Here is a 22,347-nt window from a genome sequence, read left to right as displayed (position 1 = left end):
ATGGGAGGCATTTTGACCACAGGGTGCGAACCTCCGATACCGTGGATCGGCGGTAAAACGATACTCCTTCCCGTAATTAAGCGGATAATCCCCGAAGGACAGAATAAATTCGTGGACGTATTCGGCGGCGGAGGCTCGGTATCGCTTTCGGGCAAGTACGCACCCATTCAGATATACAATGACTATAACCAGCACCTGACGAATTTCTATACCATTATCAAGACTCGGTGCCGAGATCTTGTAAACGCTTTCGCAGGTGCATTCGGAAAAGACGGCAAGCTCGTTGAAGAGATCGAACAGCGTATATTTGCGAATATACGCGATCAATTCAACGCTTGCTGTCTTGTTTTTTACAGAGCTGACACATTCGAGGAATTCTATGACTCAATCCTTAAAATGCTCAATAAAGCAGGCAGTATTCAGGATAAACAGCATGTCTGGATGAATTCAATGCTGGCATGGGAGCTGTATAAGAGAAGGGAAAAAGATCCTGAGCTCTTTGACGCTCTCATGTTCCTCATATTAATGAAGTGCAGCTTCTCTGCTACAGGAAGGAGCTGGGCTTGTAAGGGTACAAATGCTGAAACAGCCATTCGCCTCATTAACGAAGCATCAAGGGTATTACAGCACATTGCAGTGGATAACAGAGATTGTCTTGATATAATACGGCTTCACGACAGTCCTACAACCATATTTTACTGTGATCCTCCGTACTATATGGCGGAGAAATGCTACAGCGGAGTTCCGCTTTTCGGCGATATGATGCATAAAGCACTTCATGATGCACTCCTGAAGTGCAAGGCAAAGGTCATAATTTCATATAACGAATGTGATTTCATAGATGAACTTTATTCAGAAGACAAATGGTTCATAATGCGGCTGGACAGACCGCATAGTATGCTCCTGCACAGTAATCCGGGAGCAGTTTACCATGAAGTTATAATTGCAAATTTCGATATTTTTGAAATGTACTATGGCAACGGACAGCTCACTCTGATGGATATGTCCGATACCATAAACGAAGAAGGGAGAATAATCTTATGAAAAGAGTATTATCAACACAGGCTATAATGGCTAACGGAAAAACAACGTATACAGGACTCTTCACAAGTGAAGGTATTCCTGCGGAAGTTGAGCTCGTCTGCGTAAACGGAAACGCCTGCTTATCGGTAACTATACCCGAAGATGACGAAGAAGAATACGTGGGCAGACCGCTTACAGAGGACGAGATCGAGGCAATATGCAGGAACTACGGGAACTGCGATGATTGTCCGCTCTATAACTACTGCGATGAGGAGATGATGTGATTTGAAGGGGCTTATATACAAATACTCTCGAGAAACCGCCAAATACGAGAACGAGCTTAGAGAGTATCAGGAAAGCAAGAAGGAGAACATCAAGTGCAAGGAGGCTATCGAAGAAGCCATCCGCACTCATTTTGACGGTATGCACCTTGATACCAGCTGCGTCGGCGATATATTCGATGAATTCGGATATGACCGCACAATGTGGGTACTTGCGGCAACCGTTAAGAATAAGAGCTTCGACGGCAGATTCTCAAACATCAACAAGGGTTGGGCTCGCACAATCATTCCGTCACACCTTGATAAATACGAGTTCGATGAGTACGCAGTGCAGTCGCATCCTGCGGTGCTTAACGGCTTTATCGACAGTGTAAGAGCTGAATATGAGGCTCTGGGACTTCTGTCTTCTGAGGAATGCCTCAAGGACAGCTACAAAGAGGATTACGCAAATAAACTGCTTATCCTTAGACCTGAGATACTCAATGATCAGTCCCGAAAGCCTGCATTCCAGTATTTTTACGCAGAAAATGGCTTCGGCTGTGATCCAAACAGTATCGGCAGAAAGGTATTTGGTACCTTCATTGCTGACGGCGAGAAGTCTCACTTCTCCAGAGGTGACTTCATTGGTATTGCAGACAAGGAAAAGCTTCCTGAATGGGCATCAAAGCGTCTTGAAGCAATATCCGCTCCTAAGATTAAGGTCCGTATCTATCAGATCAACTCCGAAAAGGATATGAAGGATCTTGAATTCAGGGACTACGACTTCGCAATGAGCAAGGGCGGTGTGGATCCGGGCATATATCAGCAGGTCTACGGCGGCATTGCCTATGCTCATGATCTTGGAGAGCTATATATGCAGTGTAATATCGGTAACTCACCACTCGGTTTCTATGGCCATACAATGTCTGTCAGCGATGTTATCGAGATTTGTGAAGGTAAAGACAGTGGCTTCTATTTTGTTGACAGCTTTGGATTCAAGAGACTTGATGACTTCGATGTATCTCAGACAGATCATGAAGACCTCATGAAGGTGGTCATTCTTGAAAATGACAGGGAGCCATACCAGGCTGAGATACGCAAGGATATCCATGCGATGCAGAGCATAGTCGGCGGTCTTATCGAACCTGTATACTTCGAGGAAAACGGCGATGCACTTTGTTTCTGCAATGAAGAATTTCTGCTCAATGACTCTGCACCGAACAGAGTCATAGGCAACACCCTTATTCACGGTACTTGCTTTATCTGCGGCGACGGTTATAACGACGAGGGAGAGCGTGACTCCTGCACTCTGACCGACGAACAGGTAGATAAGTATATACAGATGTTTCCGCAGTCGGTGATAGAGATATCGCCCGAGGAAGACATCGGAATGACAATGATATGTTTCTGAAAACGAAAGGAGAAAAAGTATGAAAGTAAACGCAAAGATCACTAAAATCATCGACAAGCCTGATTCATCTATCAAGGCATTCGCAAGCGTAACGCTTGACGGCTACTTTGCTGTACACGGTGTTAAGGTCTGTGAGGGCGAAAAGGGACTCTTCGTCTCTATGCCTTCTACATCTTACACCAACAGCAGCGGCGAGACCAAGTACCGTGATACTTTTCACCCCATTACCAAGGGATCACGTGAGGCTCTGACTCAGGCTGTACTCGACAAGTACGACGAGGCACTTTCTCAGACTCAGGACGAAGGTATCGAGATACAGGACCTGCCCGAGGATGAGGAAGATGAACTCGAAGAACCGGAGCCTGAACCCGAAATGTCTATGTGAACATTGTCGGAAATCAGGCGGCGCGTATAGTTGAAAAAGTAGAAAAATCAACTTAGGTATGGATTTTTGAAAAGCGGTGTGGTATAGTAGGATAAAAAAAGAGGAGGTCAGACATATGAAAAAGTTCATTACTATCCTGCTCATATCCGCTATACTCACAGGCTGTGGTCATATCTCAGAAGATAAACCGTATGTTGCAGAGGAAACCACGACGGCTAGTCAGAATACGGAAACAACAGCCTCAGATGCAATGGATACGACTACTTCAGCAGTAACAGTTACGAATGAGGTCACAAGGAAGAATAGCTCACAGTCGGTAACTGAGAAGACTGCTGAGAGTGTGACAACAGCAGCCGCAAATACAGATATTCAGCCTAAGAAGGAAAGCAAACGATCTCAAAACTCGCAGGATAATGGTACTCCAGAGGTTAAGAAATCCGAGAGCAAAAATACAACAAAAGCTCAGGCTTCACCTCCAAGGTCAACTACAGCTCCTGCGGTAAAGGAGAATAAGACTACAACAACTGTACGCACATCTCCTCCGGTGGTCACTACAAAAGCTCCGCAGACTACAATGCCTGCAAAGCCGATAACTACTGCTCCACCGATAACAACTGCCGAGATATATACAGAGCCAGCAAAAATGAATATAACAGAACACTGGCTGACATATTTCAGCGACAGTCATAATAAAGACTATTACGTTAACGTCGGCAGCAACCTGTCAAATGACGGCAGCGACAGCAGCAAGGTTCAGGCCGTATTTGACTATGTAACGGCAAATTTCAGCAATGATGATTCCTGCACATATCTGTCGGCAGTAACAATGTGCTTGTGCGAGGGCATCGGACTTGACTGCAAATATGCACTTATCTCCGATTGGTATGCTCACTGTGCAAATGCTGTTAACGTAGATGGTGTGTGGTATGTACTCGACACTCAGGCAGGCGGATTTCTCTGCGGAAACTTCGGCTTCACAAGCATACTCGATGAATATGAAAACGAGCTCAGCGTAACACTGAGTGACAACGACTATGAATGAAAGGAAAATAATATGATGAAAAACAGAATATTCAACCGTATCGGCGCAGGACTCTTAGCGATGTCCTGCGCTTTTTCTATGCTTGGAACAACTATTCCGAGCATTTCTGCAAGTGCAGCTATGACAACTGAGAATACCGCTTTTCCCTCCTCTGATGAGGTCATCGCTCAGGCGGCTACACTTCTTGGCTCTCCATATGGCTGGGGTTTTAAGGGATATACAGGTGTATATTATCAGGACAGCTATTCTCCGCTCTCCCTCGACTATGTCAGACAGCAGGGCGTTGACTGCTCCGGTCTTCTGTACTACACACTGACACATCTGGGCTACAGCACAAGCGGTTTCAGCTGGAACAATCCTGTTCCTGTGGATACCCCTCACTGGCTTTCGGTGAATGATAACTGTACAATCACCTACAAGGGGGTTACATCCAAAATCGATGTAGAAAAGGCAAATATCCCATACACAGAGCGTCCATATTGGGAGTGTGCTGACGGCTCAACTATCACTCCAGGTTCTATGGTCATTGCCGATAATCTCAACGGCGAGGACCACTCCTGGATCTACATGGGCGAATTCAATAATCGCAATGAGGTCATCAGCTACCTCAAATCCATCGGCGTAAATGAAAGCTACATCAACAGCTGTACTGTGGGCGACGGCAGCGGTGACGGCGGAACTCACTGGCGTATTGAGTCAAACGGTTCCAACGGCTGTGTTATCAATAATCGCACTGACGGTAAGAAAGCCACTGCAATGAATATGTATGCGTTCAGAGTCACAAGCAGAGATGTGACATTCGAGATAGACAAGTACAACAAGGACGGCAATCTTGTAGGAAAGTCTACTGTTGACAACAGTACGGCGGTGTATGGCATATATTCAGATAAGGCTTGCACAAAGTCAGTTGGCTCAATTACTATTGGTGCAGACGGCAGAGGTGCGATAAGCCTTCCCAACGGCACCTACTACGCAAAGGAAACAAAGGCTCCTACAGGATATGAGCTTGACACTACGGTGTACACTATTAGTCCCGGCATGACAAAGGTAACTGAAGATTACAAGTTTGGCAGCATCAAGATCAACAAGACTGCGGAAGACGGCATCGTGAGCGACCGTGAGTTCAAGGTGACATGGACAGAGAACGGAAAGTCACAGTCCAAGACAGCTAAGACTAATGACAGCGGTGTTGCTGATTTCAAAAACCTTAAGGTATATGATATGAGCAGTGGACAGGCTATCTCATATAATGTTTCTGAGATAAATACCGATACAAGATATGTTACTCCAAAGGCTCAGGACATTACCCTCACAAGCGGCAATGCTGACCTGACAGTAGCTGTTGACTTTGAGAATACACTGAAAAAGGGCAATATAAAGATCAACAAGCAGTCCGAGGATGGTCAGAACGGCGACAGGACATTCACTATCACAGGCGGCGGTGAGACATATACGCTGACAACTGCCAATGACGGTACGGCTATCCTTGCAAGTATTCCCGTTTATGACAGCAGCAACCAGCCCATCACCTATACTATCAGCGAGAAGGATGTTCCCGTGAGATATGTTGTTCCTGCTGATCAGACCACTACCCTTACAGCAGATGCTACAGTGGATGTAAAGTTCGAGAATAAGCTGAAGAAGTTCACAGCTGAGATCATTAAGAAGGACAGTGAGAACATCACCGCACAGGGCGATGCTACTCTTGCAGGTGCAACTTACGGGCTTTATCATGACGGTGAGAGGATAGCTACCTACACTACTGATGAGAACGGACACTTCGTTACAGATGAGTTCGTATGCGGAAACTATACTCTTCAGGAGCTCACACCTTCACAGGGATATCAGCTCAATGACGAGATATACAAGGTTGGTGCCGAACCTCAGAATTACAAGCTAGAGGTCAATCCTATCGCCTTCGATGTTACAGAGGACGTAGTAAAGGGCAATATTTCTATCATCAAGCACAGTGATGATGAGGACGATAAAGTCGAGAATCTTGAAACAGGTGCTGAGTTCGAGGTGTACCTCAAGTCCGCAGGCAATTATGATAAGGCTAAGGAAACAGAGCGAGACTATCTCACAACTGATGAGAACGGCTTCGCTCAGACAAAGGATATGCCATACGGCGTATATACTGTTCATCAGACAAAGACCGTAAACGATGCGGCGTTTGTCGCTGACTTTGATGTAACTATCGCAAAAGAAGGACAGACATACGAATATATACTCAATAATAAGCCTTTCAGATCATATATCCATGTAACAAAGGTCGATGCTGAGACTGGCAAGGTAATTCCCTATGAGGGCGCAGGCTTCCAGATCTATGACAGTAACGGAAATCTTATAAATCTCGGTACTGACACGTTCTATACCAACAGTGAGGGATATCTCATTACTCCCGACAGCCTTAAATATGGCGATTACTCGCTCGTTGAGGTGCAGGCTCCTGTTGGATATGTACTTGATAGTACGCCTGTTTCTTTCACTGTAAACGCTGAGAATGCTGATGAGGAAAATGCGGTAAATATAATTAAGGTCACAAAGGCTGACACAGCTCAGAAAGGCAGAATTTCCGTAAGCAAGCGTGGCGAGATCTTCAAGACAGTTCAGGCAATCGGTCCCGCTATCCATACAAATGAAGACGGTGAAACAGGAACAGCAGGCTTTACTACCTATACACCCGTTTTTGAGGAAAGTGGGCTTGGCGGAGCTGAGTTCGAAGTTATCGCAGCCGAGGACATTTACACAGCAGACGGAACATTCAGAGCATCTGCCGGCGAGGTAGTTGCTGACATTATCACAGACAAGGACGGAAATGCTTCAACTGAGCCTCTCTACCTCGGCAAGTATGTTGTCAAGGAGAAAACTGCTCCCTATGGCTATGTACTGAATGATGAGGCAAAGGAAGTTGAACTCACCTACGCAGGACAGGAGGTTTCTATCACAGACTCAATCAACAACACATTCTACAACGACTATCAGGGCGTTAACATCAATCTTGCCAAGTTCATGGAGCATGACGAGCTCTTTGGCATCGGCGACAACAACGAGTACAAGTCCGTTCTTTTCGGACTCTATGCTGCAGAGGACATCACAGCCGCAGACGGCACAGTTATCCCCAAGGACGGCTTTATCGCACAGGTATCGCTTGGCGAGGATATGACAGCCGACTTTACAGAAAAGCTCCCGTTCTCACGCTACTATGTTCAGGAGATAGCAACCGATGAGCACTATATGCTTAACGGCGAGAAATATCTTGTTAACTTCCAGTACATGGGACAGGAAATGTCTACTGTCAACATCGACTGCGGTACATTCATCAATGACATTAAGAGAGGTTCAGTAAGCGGTAAGAAGGTCAACGAAAATGGTGATCCCCTCGAAAACGCTCTCTTCGGTCTGTTCAAGGCTGACGAGACTGAGTTCACAGCTGAGAACGCATACCTTACAGACGAGTCCGACGAGGAAGGAAACTTCGGTTTCATAGATATTCCTTTCGGTGAGTATATCGTCAAGGAGATAGCAGCACCTACCGGATATATCCTTTCAGACGAGCAGTATCATGTTACTATCAGCGAAGACGGCGATGTTGTGGAGATAACTGCGGAAAATAAGGCGATCACTGTATCTATCAGCAAGGAAGAACTCTACGGCAATGAGCTGACAGGTGCATCTATGCAGCTCATCGATGAAAACGGCGAGATCGTAGACGAATGGACATCTAACGGCGAGAATCACATCATTACAAACATTCCTGCAGGCAGCTATACTCTCAAGGAAATTGCAGCTCCCGACGGTTATGTTATCGCAACAGACATCAGCTTCACTATTGATGAGTACGGCAATGTTACTGTTGACGGCGTTGAGGCTAATGCTTTTGATGATGACGGAAATCCCATTGTTACAATGATCGATGATGCAACACTTGTAAAGATCAGCAAGCAGGATATGACAACAGGTACAGAGCTTGCAGGTGCAACACTTCAGGTCATCGACAAGGACGGCAATGTCGTCGAGGAATGGGTATCCACAAACGAGCCTCACTATATTGAGGCAAAGCTCATTGCAGGCGAAACTTACACTCTCCGTGAGATCACAGCACCTGACGGCTACAATACCGCTGAGGATATCGAGTTTACCGTCAATGCAGACGGAAGCGTTACCGAGGTAACTATGAAGGACGAAGCTGTTATTGTAACAACACCTAATGTTGCTACAGGCGATACAGGCAAGAGTCCTCTCGGATATATTATGTTATTCCTCGGACTTGTCATTGTCAATGTACTTTTATTCACAAGAAAGAAGAAGGAAGAGCCTGTCGACGATTACGCAGAACTCTGCCCCGACTTTATTGAGGGAGAAGATAACGAATGAAAAAGAAAACTATACTTCGCATTCTGGCGGCTGTTTCGGCAGCCGCCCTCCTTTTAGGAGGCGCATATCTGCTCACAAAGGATGACTTCCGTCAGAAACTGAAAGAAACGGAAATAAAGCCATATATGCCTACTCCGACAGTTTTGTTAGCACTTGACGAAGCATCCGAAACTGAGACAACAACCACAACTACTACAAGCATTACAGTCGAAACTGCTGAGCACACTACGGAAGCTGCGATAACAACAGCATCTCCCGAGTTATCAGCAGAGGTCAGACATAGTCTTATTGACTCAGCACAGTCGCTGAATTCAGCATATCCAAATGCACTTGGCTGGCTGTATATCCCTGATACCGTAATATCATATCCGATTATGCAGTCAGACGATAATGATTATTATTTGTCTCATGCGTATGACGGAACATACCTGAAAGCAGGCTCGGTATTCCTTGATTATCGCTGTGAAGGACGATTCCGGAATCCGATAAATATCGTGTACGCCCATAACATGAAGAACGGCTCCATGTTCGCACAGGTGACCAACTTCAAGAATGACAGCTATTTCGAGAGCCACAAGTACGGCTGGCTTGCTACCCCTGAGACAGTATACAGGATTGACTTTTTCTCCTGTGCTGTTGCAGACTGGCATGACAGCCTGTATGAGGGAGATACTCCCGTGGCGGAGTGGGTTCCGCATATCTGCGATAAATCGGTTGTTGGCAGAGAGATAACCTATTCAGACGATGACAGGTTTATATCGCTATCAACTTGTAGTTATGAATTTCAGAACGCACGAACTATCCTGACAGGAAAGCTCGTAGAAACCAAGGAGGCATGATCTAATGAGAAAACTGAAAACCAAGCTCGTATGTGCTGTAACGGCATTTATGGCAATGCTGAACTTTGCAGCTATGAATGCCTATGCCGCAGGCGATGTTGCGAGTGCAGTAGAGAGCACATGGACATCGGCGAAGGACCAGATACAAAGCGTAGTCAATAACGTTGTATTCCCTGTGATTGACGTTATACTCGGCGTTCTGCTCTTCGTCAAGATCGCTACGGCGTATTTGGAGTACAGAAAACATGGTACGCTTGAATGGACTCCTATTGCCATTATCTTCGGCGGTCTGCTCTTTTCCCTTACAGCTCCGCTGTATGTTTGGTCGATACTCTGATTGAAAAGGATAAAGGTGATAAATATGAATTTCTTTACAGACGAACTTAAAAAGATAACTGACAGGAGCGAATACATTCAGAACCCAAAGTTTGTCGGACAGTCCTGTGTATTCAGGCTGTCCGATGACGTTACTGGTAAGTTGGAATTCGTTACAGGTATCGTAGCCAACCACTACAACTCACTTCGGTTGAAACTCTTCAACAAGAGTGAAGGCCCTATCGATACCCAGCTTATGGGGATTGGCGATATTATCGGGAATAAGAAGATATATTCCAATATCCAGTCACCATATATCTGGAAAGATGGAAATAACGTTGACTGGTATGGTTATCATCCCAACAGTAATGACTATTCTGCTATGTCGGAAACAGTTGACGATTACCTGTCATGCTTTGCTGAACAGGAATTATCTGAAGACGAAGAACTGAATATATCGCTCACTTAACGGAGGTATGAAAATGAAGAATAATATGAGAGCGGCGATAGCCGTCATTTTAATTGCCGCAGCTTTAACAGGCTGCGGTACGATAAAACCGCCTGCAATAGATACGACCGTAACAACAGCCCCCGCAACCACTGAGACTACTACTGCAGAACCGACAACGATAGCTGAGACAACAGAAGCTCCCACCGAGCCTCCGATGACTGAGGAAGAAAGAAGACAGCTCGAGCAGAGTACCTTTATATCCGAATTCCTCGGCTCACAAATAAAGTTTGAAGATACCGCAGGCATTACAGATGAAGTCATTAAAAAGGCTGACTTCGAGTGTGAAAGTTCCAAGAACGGCACTGAGAAGATCACTGTCAAGGGAAAGAACGGCGGCGGTAAGATAGAAGTTTCTGTTATGGATATTTCGGCAAGTACGCTGAAAAATGACGTTGAAAATGTCCTTGGAAGATACGGTGACTACAGCTATGAGCAGATAACTGCCGGTATGAACGGCATAAACAGTGTGGACTTTACCTCAAACTACCGTATGATAACCAGTGTTGTGAGTAAGGGCAAGTATCAGCGATATGGAGCTATCCAGAAGACGGACGGAATGTCCACACAGTTCGGTTATGCCGAAGTATATGCTGTACTCAGGGATAACAAGCTGACCGTAATATCAGGTCAGCTCCTTTCGACGGACATGACCGAAAGGCAGAACTTCTCGGAGCTCATAAAGCAGCTTGCGGAAAAGGTGGTATATTGATATGAAAGTAAATGTCAACGGCGGTACTATGTCACAGGCGGAGATCGACGAGTATGTCCGCAGAATACGGAAGAAACATCCCGACCGTATCATAAACGAACTGACGCTTACGATAAACGGCAACTATGTGGATATTCAGTATAACTACGACACCGTTCCCTTTGAAAGGATCCGCAGGATAACCGGCTACCTCGTGGGAACGCTTGACCGTTTCAATAATGCCAAGAGAGCCGAGGAAAGCCAGCGGATAAAGCATGAGATATAAAAGAAGGTGGTGAAACTATGCCATATATACCATTCACGGATGAACAGAAGGTCATGGCAAACTCCGTGGATCTTGAATACTTTCTGCGAAGTCGTGGGGAAACACTTGAAAAGGTCGGACGTGAGTATAAGCTCATATATTCCGACGGCAGCGGCAGACACGACAGCATAACTATGTTCGGCAGTACATGGTTTGATCACAAGAATCAGACCGGCGGCGGTGCTATCAAGTTCATGCAGTATTTCTACGGTATGTCCTTCACAGATGCTGTCCAGAACCTGCTGGGATATACAGTCTCTCCCCTTGCAAGAAGTGTCCCTGAGACAGCACCAGAGCCTAAAAAGGAATTCACTCTTCCGCCTAAGAACAAGACAATTAACAGAGTATACGCATATCTGATCAAACAGCGATATATCGCTCCCGAGGTAGTATCGTTCTTCGCAAAGAAAGGAAAAATATATGAGGACTCGGAGCATCATAACGCTGTATTCGTGGGATACGACGAGAGCGGAGTCCCGAAACAGGCTCATAAACGCTCTACAAACAGCTATGGAAAGACCTTCCGTATTACCGTCGAGGGTTCTGATACTGATTACAGTTTTGCACACTACGGCACATCAGGGCGGCTCTATGTATTCGAGGCACCGATAGATATGCTGTCATATATCACACTCCACCCTGAAAACTGGCAGGAACACAGTTACATCGCAATGAACGGAGTGTATGAGTCTGCTGTGCTGAAAGCGTTGGATCTGCACGATAACATAGAACATATCGTTATCTGTACAGATAATGACGAGGGTGGTATCGATGCATACGACAGGCTCAATGACTTGCTTCAGGAGCGAGGATATACCAATGTTACAAGGATATATCCTACCAACAAGGACTTCAACGAAGATCTGAAAGCACGAAACGGACAGCCTGCTTTGATCGCAGTACCGCATGAAAGAAAGCAGACGTTCTATGGGAATGTCGATAATTTAGGCTATTACCCCTGCCGTCCCGATAAGCTGACATCACAGCTCAGGGCAGCCTTTAAGAATGGACAATACAGATATCTTGCCGAGTATGCATTAGCAGGCTCGGCTTTTTTCATGCGTGTAAAGGACGAATCTAAGGCACATTCTGCCCTTAAAGCAAAGCTGAGAAAAGAGTACAGAGCATACAAGGATAAGGCAAGGCTCGATGTTAAATGCAGAGATCTGAGCAATAAGCTGAAAGAGGTTCTCAGTGACCTGAAACAGCCTGCGAGGACATATGAGCAGTCCATAGCAACAGCCAAACGGCTCTATGAGCTTGCAGACTGTGCAGTAAAAGTCGAAACAGAGACAGATATGGTCACCGCACCTGCGGAAGAAATGAGCGAAAATGAAGACCAGGACGAGGAAGCGGAGCTATCTCCGCTTCCTTCATTGTCATAGGGGGCGCGTCAATATGTCATAGGCATATATTAAGTATACAAGTAACTAATTATTAACATAGCAAAAGAGGAAGTGAGATATTGGATGATAAGAAAATATATCTGTTAGCATTAATGGCGGCATGTCTGATAATTTTTGCAATAGTTGTAAGTGTACTGGACAGCCGCGGGATAAACAGTATTAAATCAAAGGCGGTCGGTGACGGACAGCATGGAACAGCAAGGTGGGCAACCAAGCCGGAGATAAGGCAGACTTTTGTCTCTCTGCCATTCGAGCCTGAACTGTGGAGGCAAGGAAAGAACTTGCCAAAGGTACAAGGTACGGTCATAGGATGTCATGGAAAGCTGAATACAACAGCTCTTGTTGATACAGGAGATGTTCATAGCCTTATGATAGGTGCAGCCGGAGTCGGAAAAACCGCCTATTTTCTGTATCCGAACATTGAATTCTGCTGTGCAAGCGGAATGTCGTTTTTGTCAACGGATACGAAGGGAGACATAGCTCGAAACTATGGAAATATAGCCAAGAACTGCTATGGGTACAATGTATCAGTGCTTGATCTCAGAAATCCTACTCGAAGCGATGAAGATAATATCCTGCACTTAGTGAACAAGTATATGGATATCTATCTTTCTGATAGAACGAACCTATCTGCAAAGGCTAAAGCCGAGAAATATGCAAAGATCACAGCTAAGACGATAATCAATATCGGCGGTGGTGACAGCTCAAACTACGGTCAGAATGCATTCTTCTATGATGCGGCGGAAGGACTGCTTTCATCGATAATTCTGCTGTTAGCTGAGTTCGGTGAGAAGAATGAGAGGCATATAGTATCCGTTTTCAAGCTGATACAGGATCTCATAGCAAAGCCGCCTCCGAAGAATGCTAAGGACAAGCCGCCGATGTACTTCACAAAGCTGATGGAACTCCTGCCAAGCGACCACAAAGCAAAGTGGCTTGCAGGTGCGGCGTTGAATTCAGCGGATCAGGCGATGCTGTCGGTAATGAGTACAGCATTATCCCGACTGAATAGCTTTCTGGACTCCGAGATGGAGCAGATCCTGTGCTTCGGTACAGCCATAGACGCAGAACGCTTCTGTAACGAGAAATCCGCTATATTCATAATACTTCCCGAGGAAGATCAGTCGAAATATTTCATGGTATCACTCCTCATACAGCAGTTATACCGTGAGATATTAGTCATCGCTGATGAACACGGCGGTGCACTGCCGAACAGAGTAATGTTCTATTGTGATGAGTTCGGCACCTTCCCCAAGATAGAGGGAGCCGAAGCGATGTTCTCCGCTGGACGTTCAAGAAAGATATCCATAGTTGCAATTATACAGTCATTTGCACAGCTTGAGCAGAAATACGGCAAGGAAGGCTCGGAGATAATCACTGACAATACGCAGTTAACCATATTCGGCGGATTTGCACCGCAGTCTCAGTCAGCAGAGGTGCTGTCCAAAGCTCTCGGTGAGCAGACAGTACAAAGCGGCTCGGTATCGCTGGGAAAGGAGCATTCACGTTCCATTCAGATGATGGGCAGACCGCTGATGACCGTTGACGAACTCAAAAGTATGCCGAAAGGTCAGTTCATAGTTATGAAAACCGGAACTCACCCGATGATAAGCAAATTAAAACTGTACTTCAAATGGGGTATCAAGTTCGGAAAGCCTTTCATGATGGCAGATAAAGCGGCACGAGCTGTCACATATATGGAGCGTGACGAGCTTATGAGAGAGGTTGCGGTAAAGTATCCGCAGCCGAAGAAGACTATACCGATACCTGTTGATAATTCTTATGAACCACAGGAGATGCCCGAAGAACACAAAAAAGTTAATCTGAAAACTGAAAAAAGGAGCTGATAGTTTGAATGTTGAAAGACGAATATATGACTTAGGTCTTCCCCACAGAGCAGTAACGGTTTACTGCTACCTCTGCGATAGGTCGAATAAGAAAGGAGAATGTTTTCCGTCAGCCAAGACCATAGCTCAGGACCTGAGCCTTAGCCGAAGAACAGTATTCAGGGCTCTCCATGAGCTCCTTGAAAAAGGGCTCATAGAGAAACAGCCGAGACTTCGCAACAACGGTGGTTCAAGCTCAAACCTCTACAGGCTGACGGATGTTTCCAAGGAGGTGGATGATAATGTTTGATTGGATCGGCGATGCCATAGACTGGATCGGTGACGGAATATCGTCGCTGTGGGACAACACGGTCGGCGTTGTTACAAGTGAAGCAGCCCGAGCTATATTCGATGTAATGTTTGATTGGCTGTTTATGCTTGTATATGACGGCATAGCGGATATTTTTAACTTTATTGATCAGTCAACAACAGACCTGTTTCAGCTTGGCTGGATACAAGCCTTCCTGACACTGTTCCATAATATCGGCTGGATACTGTTTATCACAGGTATGGTAGTTGCAGTGTTCGATACGGCGATAGCATATGAAAACGGTCATGCGAATATAAAGGACACTTGTCTGAATGTGCTGAAAGGATTCTTTGCTTGTAGTCTCTTGACTGTAGTACCGCAGCGGCTATATTCATTCTGCGTATCTCTGCAGCACACCTTTGCCAATGACCTTGTTGGAGCACTGATACAAAACAGAAGTGCTACTCTTACAAGTGCAGGAATGGAGGCGTTGGAAGCTCTCAGAGCAGATGTATCACTGTCAAGCCTGTTTTTCATAATACTCTTCGGATACTGCACCATAAAGGTTGTATTCGCAAATATCAAGAGAGGCGGTATACTGCTGTGTCAGATAGCGGTAGGCAGCCTGTATATGTTCAGCGTACCGAGAGGATATACAGACGGATTTGTAAACTGGTGCAAGCAGGTCATAGCTACCTGCCTCACAGCTTTCCTGCAGACAACAATATTATTCCTCGGACTGCTGACCTGTCCCGACCACCCGATACTGGCGGCAGGTATATGCTTATCAGCTAATGAGGTTCCTCGTATCGCACAGATGTACGGATTGGATACAAGTACAAGAGTCAATGTAATGGCGGTAGGTCATGCGGTCAATATGGGCTCAAGAGCTGTAGGTCTCATAAAGAGTGCATCCAAGGTAGCAACTTAAGGAGGTGTCGGATGAAAACATATATCTATCCCGAGAACCTCAGAGCTACGGTAAAACTGTGGTTCTGGTCGGTCAGAGACTTTATAATCATATGTGCAGGCATCATCATTTCAGTAGCTGTATTCGCTAATTTCTGGAATGTGATACCTGCGGCGGTGACGGTCTGCTTTGCACTCATAAGCCTGAGAGCAGACGATATGTCGGTGCTGGACTATATCATAAATGCGGTTAAATATTTCCTGCTAAGTCAACAGGAGTACCGCTGGAAGGAGCGAAATAATGTCAAAGAATAAGAGAAACGGCGTTCAGGACCTCATCGGTCTTGAACGCTTTACTAATTACGGCGTGAAAACGGACAAGGCGGAGATAGTCTTCTTCGCCGTAGAGCCGACAAATATCTCGGTGCTGTCGTCAGCAAATATTGAGGTGAAGGTACATGACCTGACAACCGTTCTGTCTATGATACCCGACCTTGAAATAATCGCTATGGACAGTGCAGAGCGTTTCGACGGCAATAAGTGGTACGTCAAGGAAAGACTTCAGAAAGAGGAAAATCCTGCGGTAAGAGAGCTTCTGCAGGCAGACCACGACTTCCTTGACGAGATACAGCTTGAGATGTCGTCGGCTCGGCGTTTCCTGTTTGCTGTGCGTTTCCGCAGAGAGAAGCCCGAGCAGATATTCGGTATCATATCACAGGTGCAGAAGAACATCTCTGAGCATGGCTTCACTGTCAAGCGTATGGATAAGGCTGAGATCAAGAGAATGCTGGCACTGTACTTCGGTGCAAGCATTATCGGAGATGAGATACCCGATATCGAAGGTGAAAACTACATCAAGGAGGCTGATACGAATGAAGAAAAGAAATAAGGAGCTTACCGCAGAGCAGAAGGAAGAAATGAGTGTAAAGAGCTACTTCGACCGCATAGTGCCGGGAGCAGTCAAATTCTACACTGACCACTATATCTGCGGTAATTACTATAAATCCGTATGGGTAATAACAGAGTACCCTCCCACAACAGAGCAGCTCGCAATACTGGCACACCTTGCCGACAAGAACGGAGTGACGCTCCGTATCTACAACAGGCTGGTAGACAGTATCGAACAGGATAAAATAGTACAGCAGGCAATGAGGAAAAACCATATGATGACTACTGTCAATAACGTCAACGAGAGCATAAAGGCTCAGGACAACATCAATGACATAGTTGAGCTCGTAAGTGACATGAACCGCAACAAGGAGCCTCTCCTCCACTGCTCCGTTTTTATTGAGCTGAAAGCAGATAGTGATGATAAGCTGAGGGAGCTCCAGAACGACACAAGAATGGAGCTTACAAGAGCAAAGATATCCGTAGACAGACTAATCCTCCGTCAGAAGGAAGGCTTCCTGTCGGTGCTTCCGAGCGGAATGAATATGTTCGGAGGTCAGTACGAGCGAATACTCCCTGCGAGTGCGGTGGCTAACCTCTATCCCCTGAATTACAGCGGCAAAACTGATGAACACGGCTTCTATCTCGGGCGAGACAAATACGGCAGTAATGTGCTTGTGGATTTCGACCGTAGAACCGAAGATAAGACCAACAGTAATATCCTTATCCTCGGAAACAGCGGTCAGGGTAAGTCGTACCTGATGAAGCTCCTGCTCTGCAATCTCCGGGAATCAGGAAAGAATATTCTTGTACTGGATCCCGAGCAGGAGTACCATGATCTCTGTGAAAACCTTGACGGCACCTACATCGATATGATGAGCGGTGAATATATGATAAATCCGCTGGAGCCTAAGTCGTGGACTGACGGCGAAAAAGGAAATAAGGACGAACCTGAGGCGTTCAGAAAGATATCCAAGCTCAGTCAGCACATCTCATATCTCAAGGATTTCTTCCGTGCATACAAGGATTTTACTGATGCGGAGATAGACACCATTGAGCTTATGCTCATAAGGCTGTATGCTCGCTTCGGTATCGACGATACAACAGACCTCGATACTATCACAAGCGAGGACTATCCGGTAATGGATGACCTGTACGAGCTCTGCGAGAAGGAATACCGTAGCTTTGATAATGAGGCTAAATATATCTATACCGAGGATACGATTCAGGGAATCTGTCTTGGAATCTACTCTATGTGCAAAGGAGCTGAGTCGAAATATTTTAACGGTCACACAAATATCCGCAGCGGCGATTTCGTATGCTTTGGAGTCAAGGGTATTATGGACACCAACAAAAAGCTGAGAGATACTCTACTCTTCAATATTCTGTCGTATATGAACGACCAGATACTTGGCAAGGGCAATTCGATAGCGGCGATAGATGAGGCATACCTCTTCCTCTACAACAGAACGGCGATAGAATATATCCGCAATGGTATGAAACGCTGTCGTAAGAAGGAATCTGCATTTATTCTCGCATCTCAGAACCTTGAGGACTTCCTGCAGCCTGATATAAGGGAGCTGACTAAGCCGTTGTTCAGTATACCGACACATCACTTTCTGTTCAATCCAGGAAACATAAAGGCAGAGGAATTCATAGATACGCTTCAGCTCGAGCCTGCGGAATATGAGCTGATCAGGTTTCCGGAGAGAGGTACCTGCCTCTACCGATGCGGCAATGAGAGGTATCTGCTCATGGTCAAGGCACCGAAATACAAGGCGGTTCTCTTCGGCTCGGCTGGAGGAAGATAAACTGAAAGGGGTGATGAAGAATGAGCAACGTAATTGATAAGTTGGACGCAGTGATCAATGTTGAATATAAGAATAAGTACAAAGAATGGCTGAACCTGAGTCACGAAGAACTCATAGAGAAAGCCGATGAAATATCTGCTGCCCGATTCGTAAAGGATAATATCCAAGACTCATTCACAGAGGATGAAGCGGAATACCTGCTACAGTTCAAGGAACCGCTGGAGATACTGGTCGACAGAATAACCGCCCTCAATGATCCGAATAACATAGCTGTAAAGGAGCAGTTCAGCGATATGGTATCCGAGATGTATGACAAGAAAGATGAGTATTCTGACTACGAACTCAGCGAGGGCGCAGGAATGCAGATGCAGTAAGGAGGCGGCAAATGGAAAAAGTGTTGATATTGCTGGCGAAGATACTCGCTGATAAAAAGACCAGAGATAAGGTGCTGATATTTATTGGCAGTATAGTTGTCGGCTTTCTGCTCCTGCTTGCGGCTCCTATAATTGCCATTTACACCTTGGGTAATGTTGACATCGAACCACCTGAGATAGACAGGAACACTTTCAATGAAAGTGCTTTCATAGAGCAGTTATCTCCCGAGCAGCAGGAGCGGATGTCTGAAATACAGTCCGCAGGTGATGCGATAGAAGCAGAGCTGACAGCACTTGGCATACCAAATCAGACCATAAAGGCGCAGCTCATATATATGTCATACTTTGATGAGGTAGAAGGTTTCAATGCGAACTTCTACGCTCATCTTTTTTATTCTGCACCCAATGATGAGATACTCATCGACAGCATCAATCAGAATTACGGACTGAGCATTGACTACAATGAGTTCATGAGGACGTATACTTTTGTGATGAATGCAACTATCGATCCTCATATGTTCACAGACAGTGCCACCAAAAATGCTGCCGACCTTGCATCCTGGGCAGAGAATGCATATATGTCGGAATGGCAGTATGCTGACAATTGCTTCGGTGAAAGGACCGGAGAGAACAGACTGCGCTGTGCTGATAATGTCGGTCTTATCATGGGATACGTCAGGTATGATACGGAGAATAAGGTGTTCACTTCCGACACTATCGACTTGTACTATACCGAACAAGGCAGCATCGATACGATGCCTGATGTGAAAGGTGTGGGAGTCTTTAACGGCAGCGAGTTTGGTGTCTATGTCGGCGGTGGAGAGGTTGTTTTCTCCTCTGCTATGGGCGGCGTTCAGTGCCAGAGCCTCACAGAGGGTGGCTGGACTTCATGGTGTACCTTCGATTCGGTGGCATATCCGCAGGAGGTACAGGACAGGATAAATGAGCTTCAGGAGCCAACGACAGAAGCGACTACTGAAACAACTACAGGAGGTTGAAAAATATGAAGATAACAATTACAACGGCAGACAAGAGTGAAGAAAAGCTCTTCTATGCCTGCGACGAAGAAGAAATAAAGGCATCTAAGATCGGTCATATGCGGTTCGACTTTGGAACGGGAAGACAGTTCTATGGCTCATGGTTCGGAACTACAAGCGAACTGAATGATGAAGAGTTCAAGGTTGAGTTCAATGAGATAACGAAGGAGCTCCGACAGGGACTGCTCAAGGACAGGACTGCAATGAGTATATTTATCCGAGAGAATCCGTCCTTGGATCTCGGCAGTCGTGGCAACGGTTACAAGATTCAGACGGACGAGCATACCTACTACCTGCGGTGTAAGCCGCAGCCCGGAGACTACGACTGTTACTGCTTCTGCTATGAGCGTGAACCTCTGGAACAGGCAATGAACGAAGATATGGCAGAGGAAGAAAAATTAGGAATGGAGATGAACACATGACAGTAACACTTAGATATGGAGACATGGAAGTCCGTTGGGGACTGCCTGTATCTGCGATTCATGTGCAGGATATCCTCGACAGGATGAACGTACAGAGCGGCAGAGAAATAGAGTTCATGTTCTCAAAATATGATATGATTGATATGCCTGCGAACATCCTTGATAAGTGGCATAAGGCTGACATTTATAAGCTGAACGTATTCGCAGACTGTTTTCAGCGGCTCGAGGATCATCAGAAAGCAGGCTTCAAAAGTGTGCTCATGAGGAATCCTGAAAGCAGTATTGATGATATGATAGCGATGACCTATGGCATCGACTGTGTCCCTGTGTATCCGGCGAAGAACTATGCCGAGCTTGGTGAGATAGCTGTTGAAAATGAAATGCTGCCTGAGATCGAGGAATGTTCAGATGCCGTCATAGGACTATTGGACTATGAAAAAGTTGGAAAGCTTCTTGCTGAAAGAGATAACGGTTTATTTGTTGACGGCTATTATTGTATGCCTGACAGCTACGAGGAACCTGACATATCCCTCACGATAGAGGTGCCTGACAAGAGATTTTTCAGAGTTCTGGTATCTCCGTCAGCAACTACTACTGACCAGGCACAGTGGTTCAACTTGCCCGAGGATATACGCAGGCTGAGAGCATACTCAGCCGAACACAACTCAACTCCGGAGCAGATGTATATCACAGAGGTGGAGGCGGTACTGCCGAACATCACCGATGCTGCCTACTACGAAGCGTACTGGGTTGAAGATATGATAGCTCTTTCGGAGCAGCTCGCAGGCATGAGAAAGTCAGATGTAGTGAAGCTGAAAGCTGTTATGGAGACTGAGAACATTCAGACATTCTCAGGAGCAAGAGAGGCTATCGACAGCCTGAATGAATACGAATTCGATTCGATGGTGCAGGATGAGAGCCAGTACGGTAAGGTGTATGCCTGCCGTGTATTCCCGACCAACTTCGACTGGAGCATTCTGGAGAACTGTGATATGAATGACTTCGGAAAGCAGGTGCTCGCCCGGAAACACGGAGAGCTAACTGAGTACGGTGTGCTTTCAGGAAAGGGACAGAAGCTCTATACTACGCTGACTGCTGAGTCTGAGACAATGGAAGAAGCTGAGAAGTTAACCGAGGACGAAGCTGAAGCAGAAGACGAGTCCGAGGCAATGAGCATGGGAGGTATGACATGAAAAGATCAATAACAGTACAGATACCCGAAGAAAAGCTGTCTGCGATAGAGATGTATCTCGAGCAGAAGAACACGACACTTGCGGCGGAGCTCGACAAGCAGGTCGAGCAGATATATACCAAGGTTGTGCCGCAGAACGTCAGAGAGTACATCGAACTGACAGCAAAGCAGCAGATACGCAGACCTCGCAGGTCTGTAGACAGCACACCGAAGCCCGAAGAGTAACTCGCCCCGTGTCGCGCGAGAATGCGCTGTGTGCGATTTTGTGCGGCACGGTCGGGAAAGGATACCACCTCGGGGGAGTGCTGAGCCGTTTTCGGGCAGTTTTGGCGGCGGTCCGAAACAGCGGTTTCGGAGAGCTTCCGAGGGCGGTTTCTGGGTTGCAGGTAAAAGGCTGGCGTCAAACCGCCAGCCTTTCCACAGCGGACCGGCAAAGCCGACCGCATTTTCGAGCTTTTCAGAATTTATCGATTGGAGTCAAAATGAAAGTTGGTGAAAAAACTTGGAGTCAAATAGTACAAAAGGAAAGAAAAACAGCAGTGATTCGGAGAATTTTGATGGAGTCACCGCCTCTAAAATAAAGTTTCCGCTGTACATCTATCCGGAGACAATGAAAACAGTCAATAGTCTGTACAAGGCTGACTGCTGTCCTACCAAAACTGAGTTCATGGAAAAAGCAATTCGTTTCTACTGCGCTCATCTTATGCAGAATAAGCCTGAACTCATTGAATATCTTGCACCGCAGGTAGGTACGATTGTTGACGGAATTATAAAAGGGACAGAACAGAGGTTGTCTCGTGCCATATTCAAGTTAGCTGTCGAGGTTGGAGTGCAGACCCACATGCTTGCAGCTATCAATGATATAGATGACACAACTCTTTTCAAACTTCGTGATATGGTCACGGACGAGGTCAGACGCATAAACGGTATAATAAACTTTGAAAGTGCTGTGAGATATCAGCGGAGTGAGGAATAAATAAAAGCGCTGTATGATAC

At 46.0% G+C, this 22,347-nt stretch carries 24 protein-coding genes; all 24 read left to right on the top strand.

Annotated features, from left to right (window positions below; all coding sequences use genetic code 11):
* The 24 genes from DSZ37_RS16700 (at position 1) to DSZ37_RS16585 (ending at position 22,327) form a co-directional block, all read left to right on the top strand.
* Positions 1 to 1,044: a DNA adenine methylase gene (locus tag DSZ37_RS16700; protein ID WP_109727988.1), complete on the top strand. Its 1,044-nt coding sequence runs from the start codon at positions 1 to 3 to the stop codon at positions 1,042 to 1,044.
* Positions 1,041 to 1,307, top strand: a complete 267-nt coding sequence (locus tag DSZ37_RS16695; protein WP_109727987.1) for a hypothetical protein — start codon at positions 1,041 to 1,043, stop codon at positions 1,305 to 1,307. Before DSZ37_RS16700 ends, DSZ37_RS16695 begins: the two co-directional genes overlap by 4 nt.
* A 1-nt stretch (position 1,308) precedes the next feature.
* Positions 1,309 to 2,694, top strand: a complete 1,386-nt coding sequence (locus tag DSZ37_RS16690) for a DUF3849 domain-containing protein (protein ID WP_109727986.1) — start codon at positions 1,309 to 1,311, stop codon at positions 2,692 to 2,694.
* 19 nt (positions 2,695 to 2,713) lie between these two features.
* Entirely contained in the window at positions 2,714 to 3,079 is a 366-nt protein-coding gene (locus DSZ37_RS16685) for a SpoVG family protein (RefSeq protein WP_109727985.1), read from the top strand.
* Between the two features lie 115 nt (positions 3,080 to 3,194).
* Entirely contained in the window at positions 3,195 to 4,121 is a 927-nt protein-coding gene (locus DSZ37_RS16680; protein ID WP_109727984.1) for a hypothetical protein, read from the top strand.
* Positions 4,122 to 4,133: 12 nt separating this feature from the next.
* Complete coding sequence (locus DSZ37_RS16675) at positions 4,134 to 8,498, top strand: SpaA isopeptide-forming pilin-related protein (RefSeq protein ID WP_109727983.1); 4,365 nt, start codon at positions 4,134 to 4,136, stop codon at positions 8,496 to 8,498.
* Positions 8,495 to 9,337 (top strand): class B sortase, encoded by an 843-nt coding sequence (srtB, locus tag DSZ37_RS16670; RefSeq protein ID WP_109727982.1) that lies wholly within the window; start codon positions 8,495 to 8,497, stop codon positions 9,335 to 9,337. Before DSZ37_RS16675 ends, srtB begins: the two co-directional genes overlap by 4 nt.
* A gap of 4 nt (positions 9,338 to 9,341) precedes the next feature.
* Entirely contained in the window at positions 9,342 to 9,674 is a 333-nt protein-coding gene (locus DSZ37_RS16665; protein ID WP_109727981.1) for a DUF3852 domain-containing protein, read from the top strand.
* Positions 9,675 to 9,698: 24 nt separating this feature from the next.
* A complete protein-coding gene (locus DSZ37_RS16660; protein ID WP_109727980.1) occupies positions 9,699 to 10,121 on the top strand; it encodes a hypothetical protein in 423 nt (140 codons plus the stop codon).
* A 13-nt stretch (positions 10,122 to 10,134) separates the two neighbouring features.
* A complete protein-coding gene (locus tag DSZ37_RS17835) occupies positions 10,135 to 10,872 on the top strand; it encodes a hypothetical protein (protein WP_181380356.1) in 738 nt (245 codons plus the stop codon).
* A gap of 1 nt (position 10,873) precedes the next feature.
* Entirely contained in the window at positions 10,874 to 11,137 is a 264-nt protein-coding gene (gene nrdD, locus DSZ37_RS16650; protein ID WP_109727979.1) for an anaerobic ribonucleoside-triphosphate reductase, read from the top strand.
* A 17-nt stretch (positions 11,138 to 11,154) separates the two neighbouring features.
* A complete protein-coding gene (locus tag DSZ37_RS16645) occupies positions 11,155 to 12,561 on the top strand; it encodes a DUF3991 and toprim domain-containing protein (RefSeq protein WP_109727978.1) in 1,407 nt (468 codons plus the stop codon).
* Positions 12,562 to 12,674: 113 nt separating this feature from the next.
* Positions 12,675 to 14,429, top strand: coding sequence for a type IV secretory system conjugative DNA transfer family protein (locus DSZ37_RS16640; protein ID WP_109727998.1), 1,755 nt, complete (start codon positions 12,675 to 12,677; stop codon positions 14,427 to 14,429).
* Positions 14,430 to 14,433: 4 nt separating this feature from the next.
* Entirely contained in the window at positions 14,434 to 14,718 is a 285-nt protein-coding gene (locus DSZ37_RS16635; protein ID WP_109727977.1) for a helix-turn-helix domain-containing protein, read from the top strand.
* Positions 14,711 to 15,649 carry a conjugal transfer protein TrbL family protein gene (locus DSZ37_RS16630; RefSeq protein WP_109727976.1) on the top strand — a complete coding sequence of 313 codons (939 nt, stop codon included), beginning with the start codon at positions 14,711 to 14,713 and terminating at the stop codon, positions 15,647 to 15,649. Before DSZ37_RS16635 ends, DSZ37_RS16630 begins: the two co-directional genes overlap by 8 nt.
* An 11-nt stretch (positions 15,650 to 15,660) precedes the next feature.
* Positions 15,661 to 15,942, top strand: a complete 282-nt coding sequence (locus DSZ37_RS16625; RefSeq protein WP_109727975.1) for a hypothetical protein — start codon at positions 15,661 to 15,663, stop codon at positions 15,940 to 15,942.
* Complete coding sequence (locus DSZ37_RS16620; protein ID WP_109727974.1) at positions 15,929 to 16,516, top strand: hypothetical protein; 588 nt, start codon at positions 15,929 to 15,931, stop codon at positions 16,514 to 16,516. The genes DSZ37_RS16625 and DSZ37_RS16620 overlap by 14 nt, the downstream gene beginning before the upstream one ends.
* On the top strand, positions 16,500 to 18,326 hold the full coding sequence (locus DSZ37_RS16615) for a VirB4 family type IV secretion system protein (RefSeq protein WP_109727973.1): 1,827 nt from the start codon (positions 16,500 to 16,502) through the stop codon (positions 18,324 to 18,326). Before DSZ37_RS16620 ends, DSZ37_RS16615 begins: the two co-directional genes overlap by 17 nt.
* A gap of 20 nt (positions 18,327 to 18,346) precedes the next feature.
* Positions 18,347 to 18,700, top strand: a complete 354-nt coding sequence (locus tag DSZ37_RS16610; protein WP_109727972.1) for a hypothetical protein — start codon at positions 18,347 to 18,349, stop codon at positions 18,698 to 18,700.
* Positions 18,701 to 18,711: 11 nt separating this feature from the next.
* Positions 18,712 to 19,698, top strand: a complete 987-nt coding sequence (locus tag DSZ37_RS16605; protein ID WP_109727971.1) for a hypothetical protein — start codon at positions 18,712 to 18,714, stop codon at positions 19,696 to 19,698.
* 5 nt (positions 19,699 to 19,703) lie between these two features.
* Positions 19,704 to 20,159: a hypothetical protein gene (locus DSZ37_RS16600; protein WP_109727970.1), complete on the top strand. Its 456-nt coding sequence runs from the start codon at positions 19,704 to 19,706 to the stop codon at positions 20,157 to 20,159.
* Positions 20,156 to 21,352 carry an antirestriction protein ArdA gene (locus DSZ37_RS16595; RefSeq protein ID WP_109727969.1) on the top strand — a complete coding sequence of 399 codons (1,197 nt, stop codon included), beginning with the start codon at positions 20,156 to 20,158 and terminating at the stop codon, positions 21,350 to 21,352. The genes DSZ37_RS16600 and DSZ37_RS16595 overlap by 4 nt, the downstream gene beginning before the upstream one ends.
* Complete coding sequence (locus tag DSZ37_RS16590) at positions 21,349 to 21,576, top strand: DUF6103 family protein (RefSeq protein WP_037296628.1); 228 nt, start codon at positions 21,349 to 21,351, stop codon at positions 21,574 to 21,576. The genes DSZ37_RS16595 and DSZ37_RS16590 overlap by 4 nt, the downstream gene beginning before the upstream one ends.
* Positions 21,577 to 21,961: 385 nt before the next feature.
* Positions 21,962 to 22,327, top strand: coding sequence for a hypothetical protein (locus DSZ37_RS16585; protein ID WP_109727997.1), 366 nt, complete (start codon positions 21,962 to 21,964; stop codon positions 22,325 to 22,327).
* Positions 22,328 to 22,347: the final 20 nt, after the last annotated feature.

This window comes from Ruminococcus flavefaciens (assembly GCF_900116855.1).
Lineage (GTDB): Bacteria > Bacillota > Clostridia > Oscillospirales > Ruminococcaceae > Ruminococcus > Ruminococcus flavefaciens_R.
Note: the sequence above shows the minus strand (reverse complement) of the source record. Positions and strands in the feature narration are given on the sequence as shown.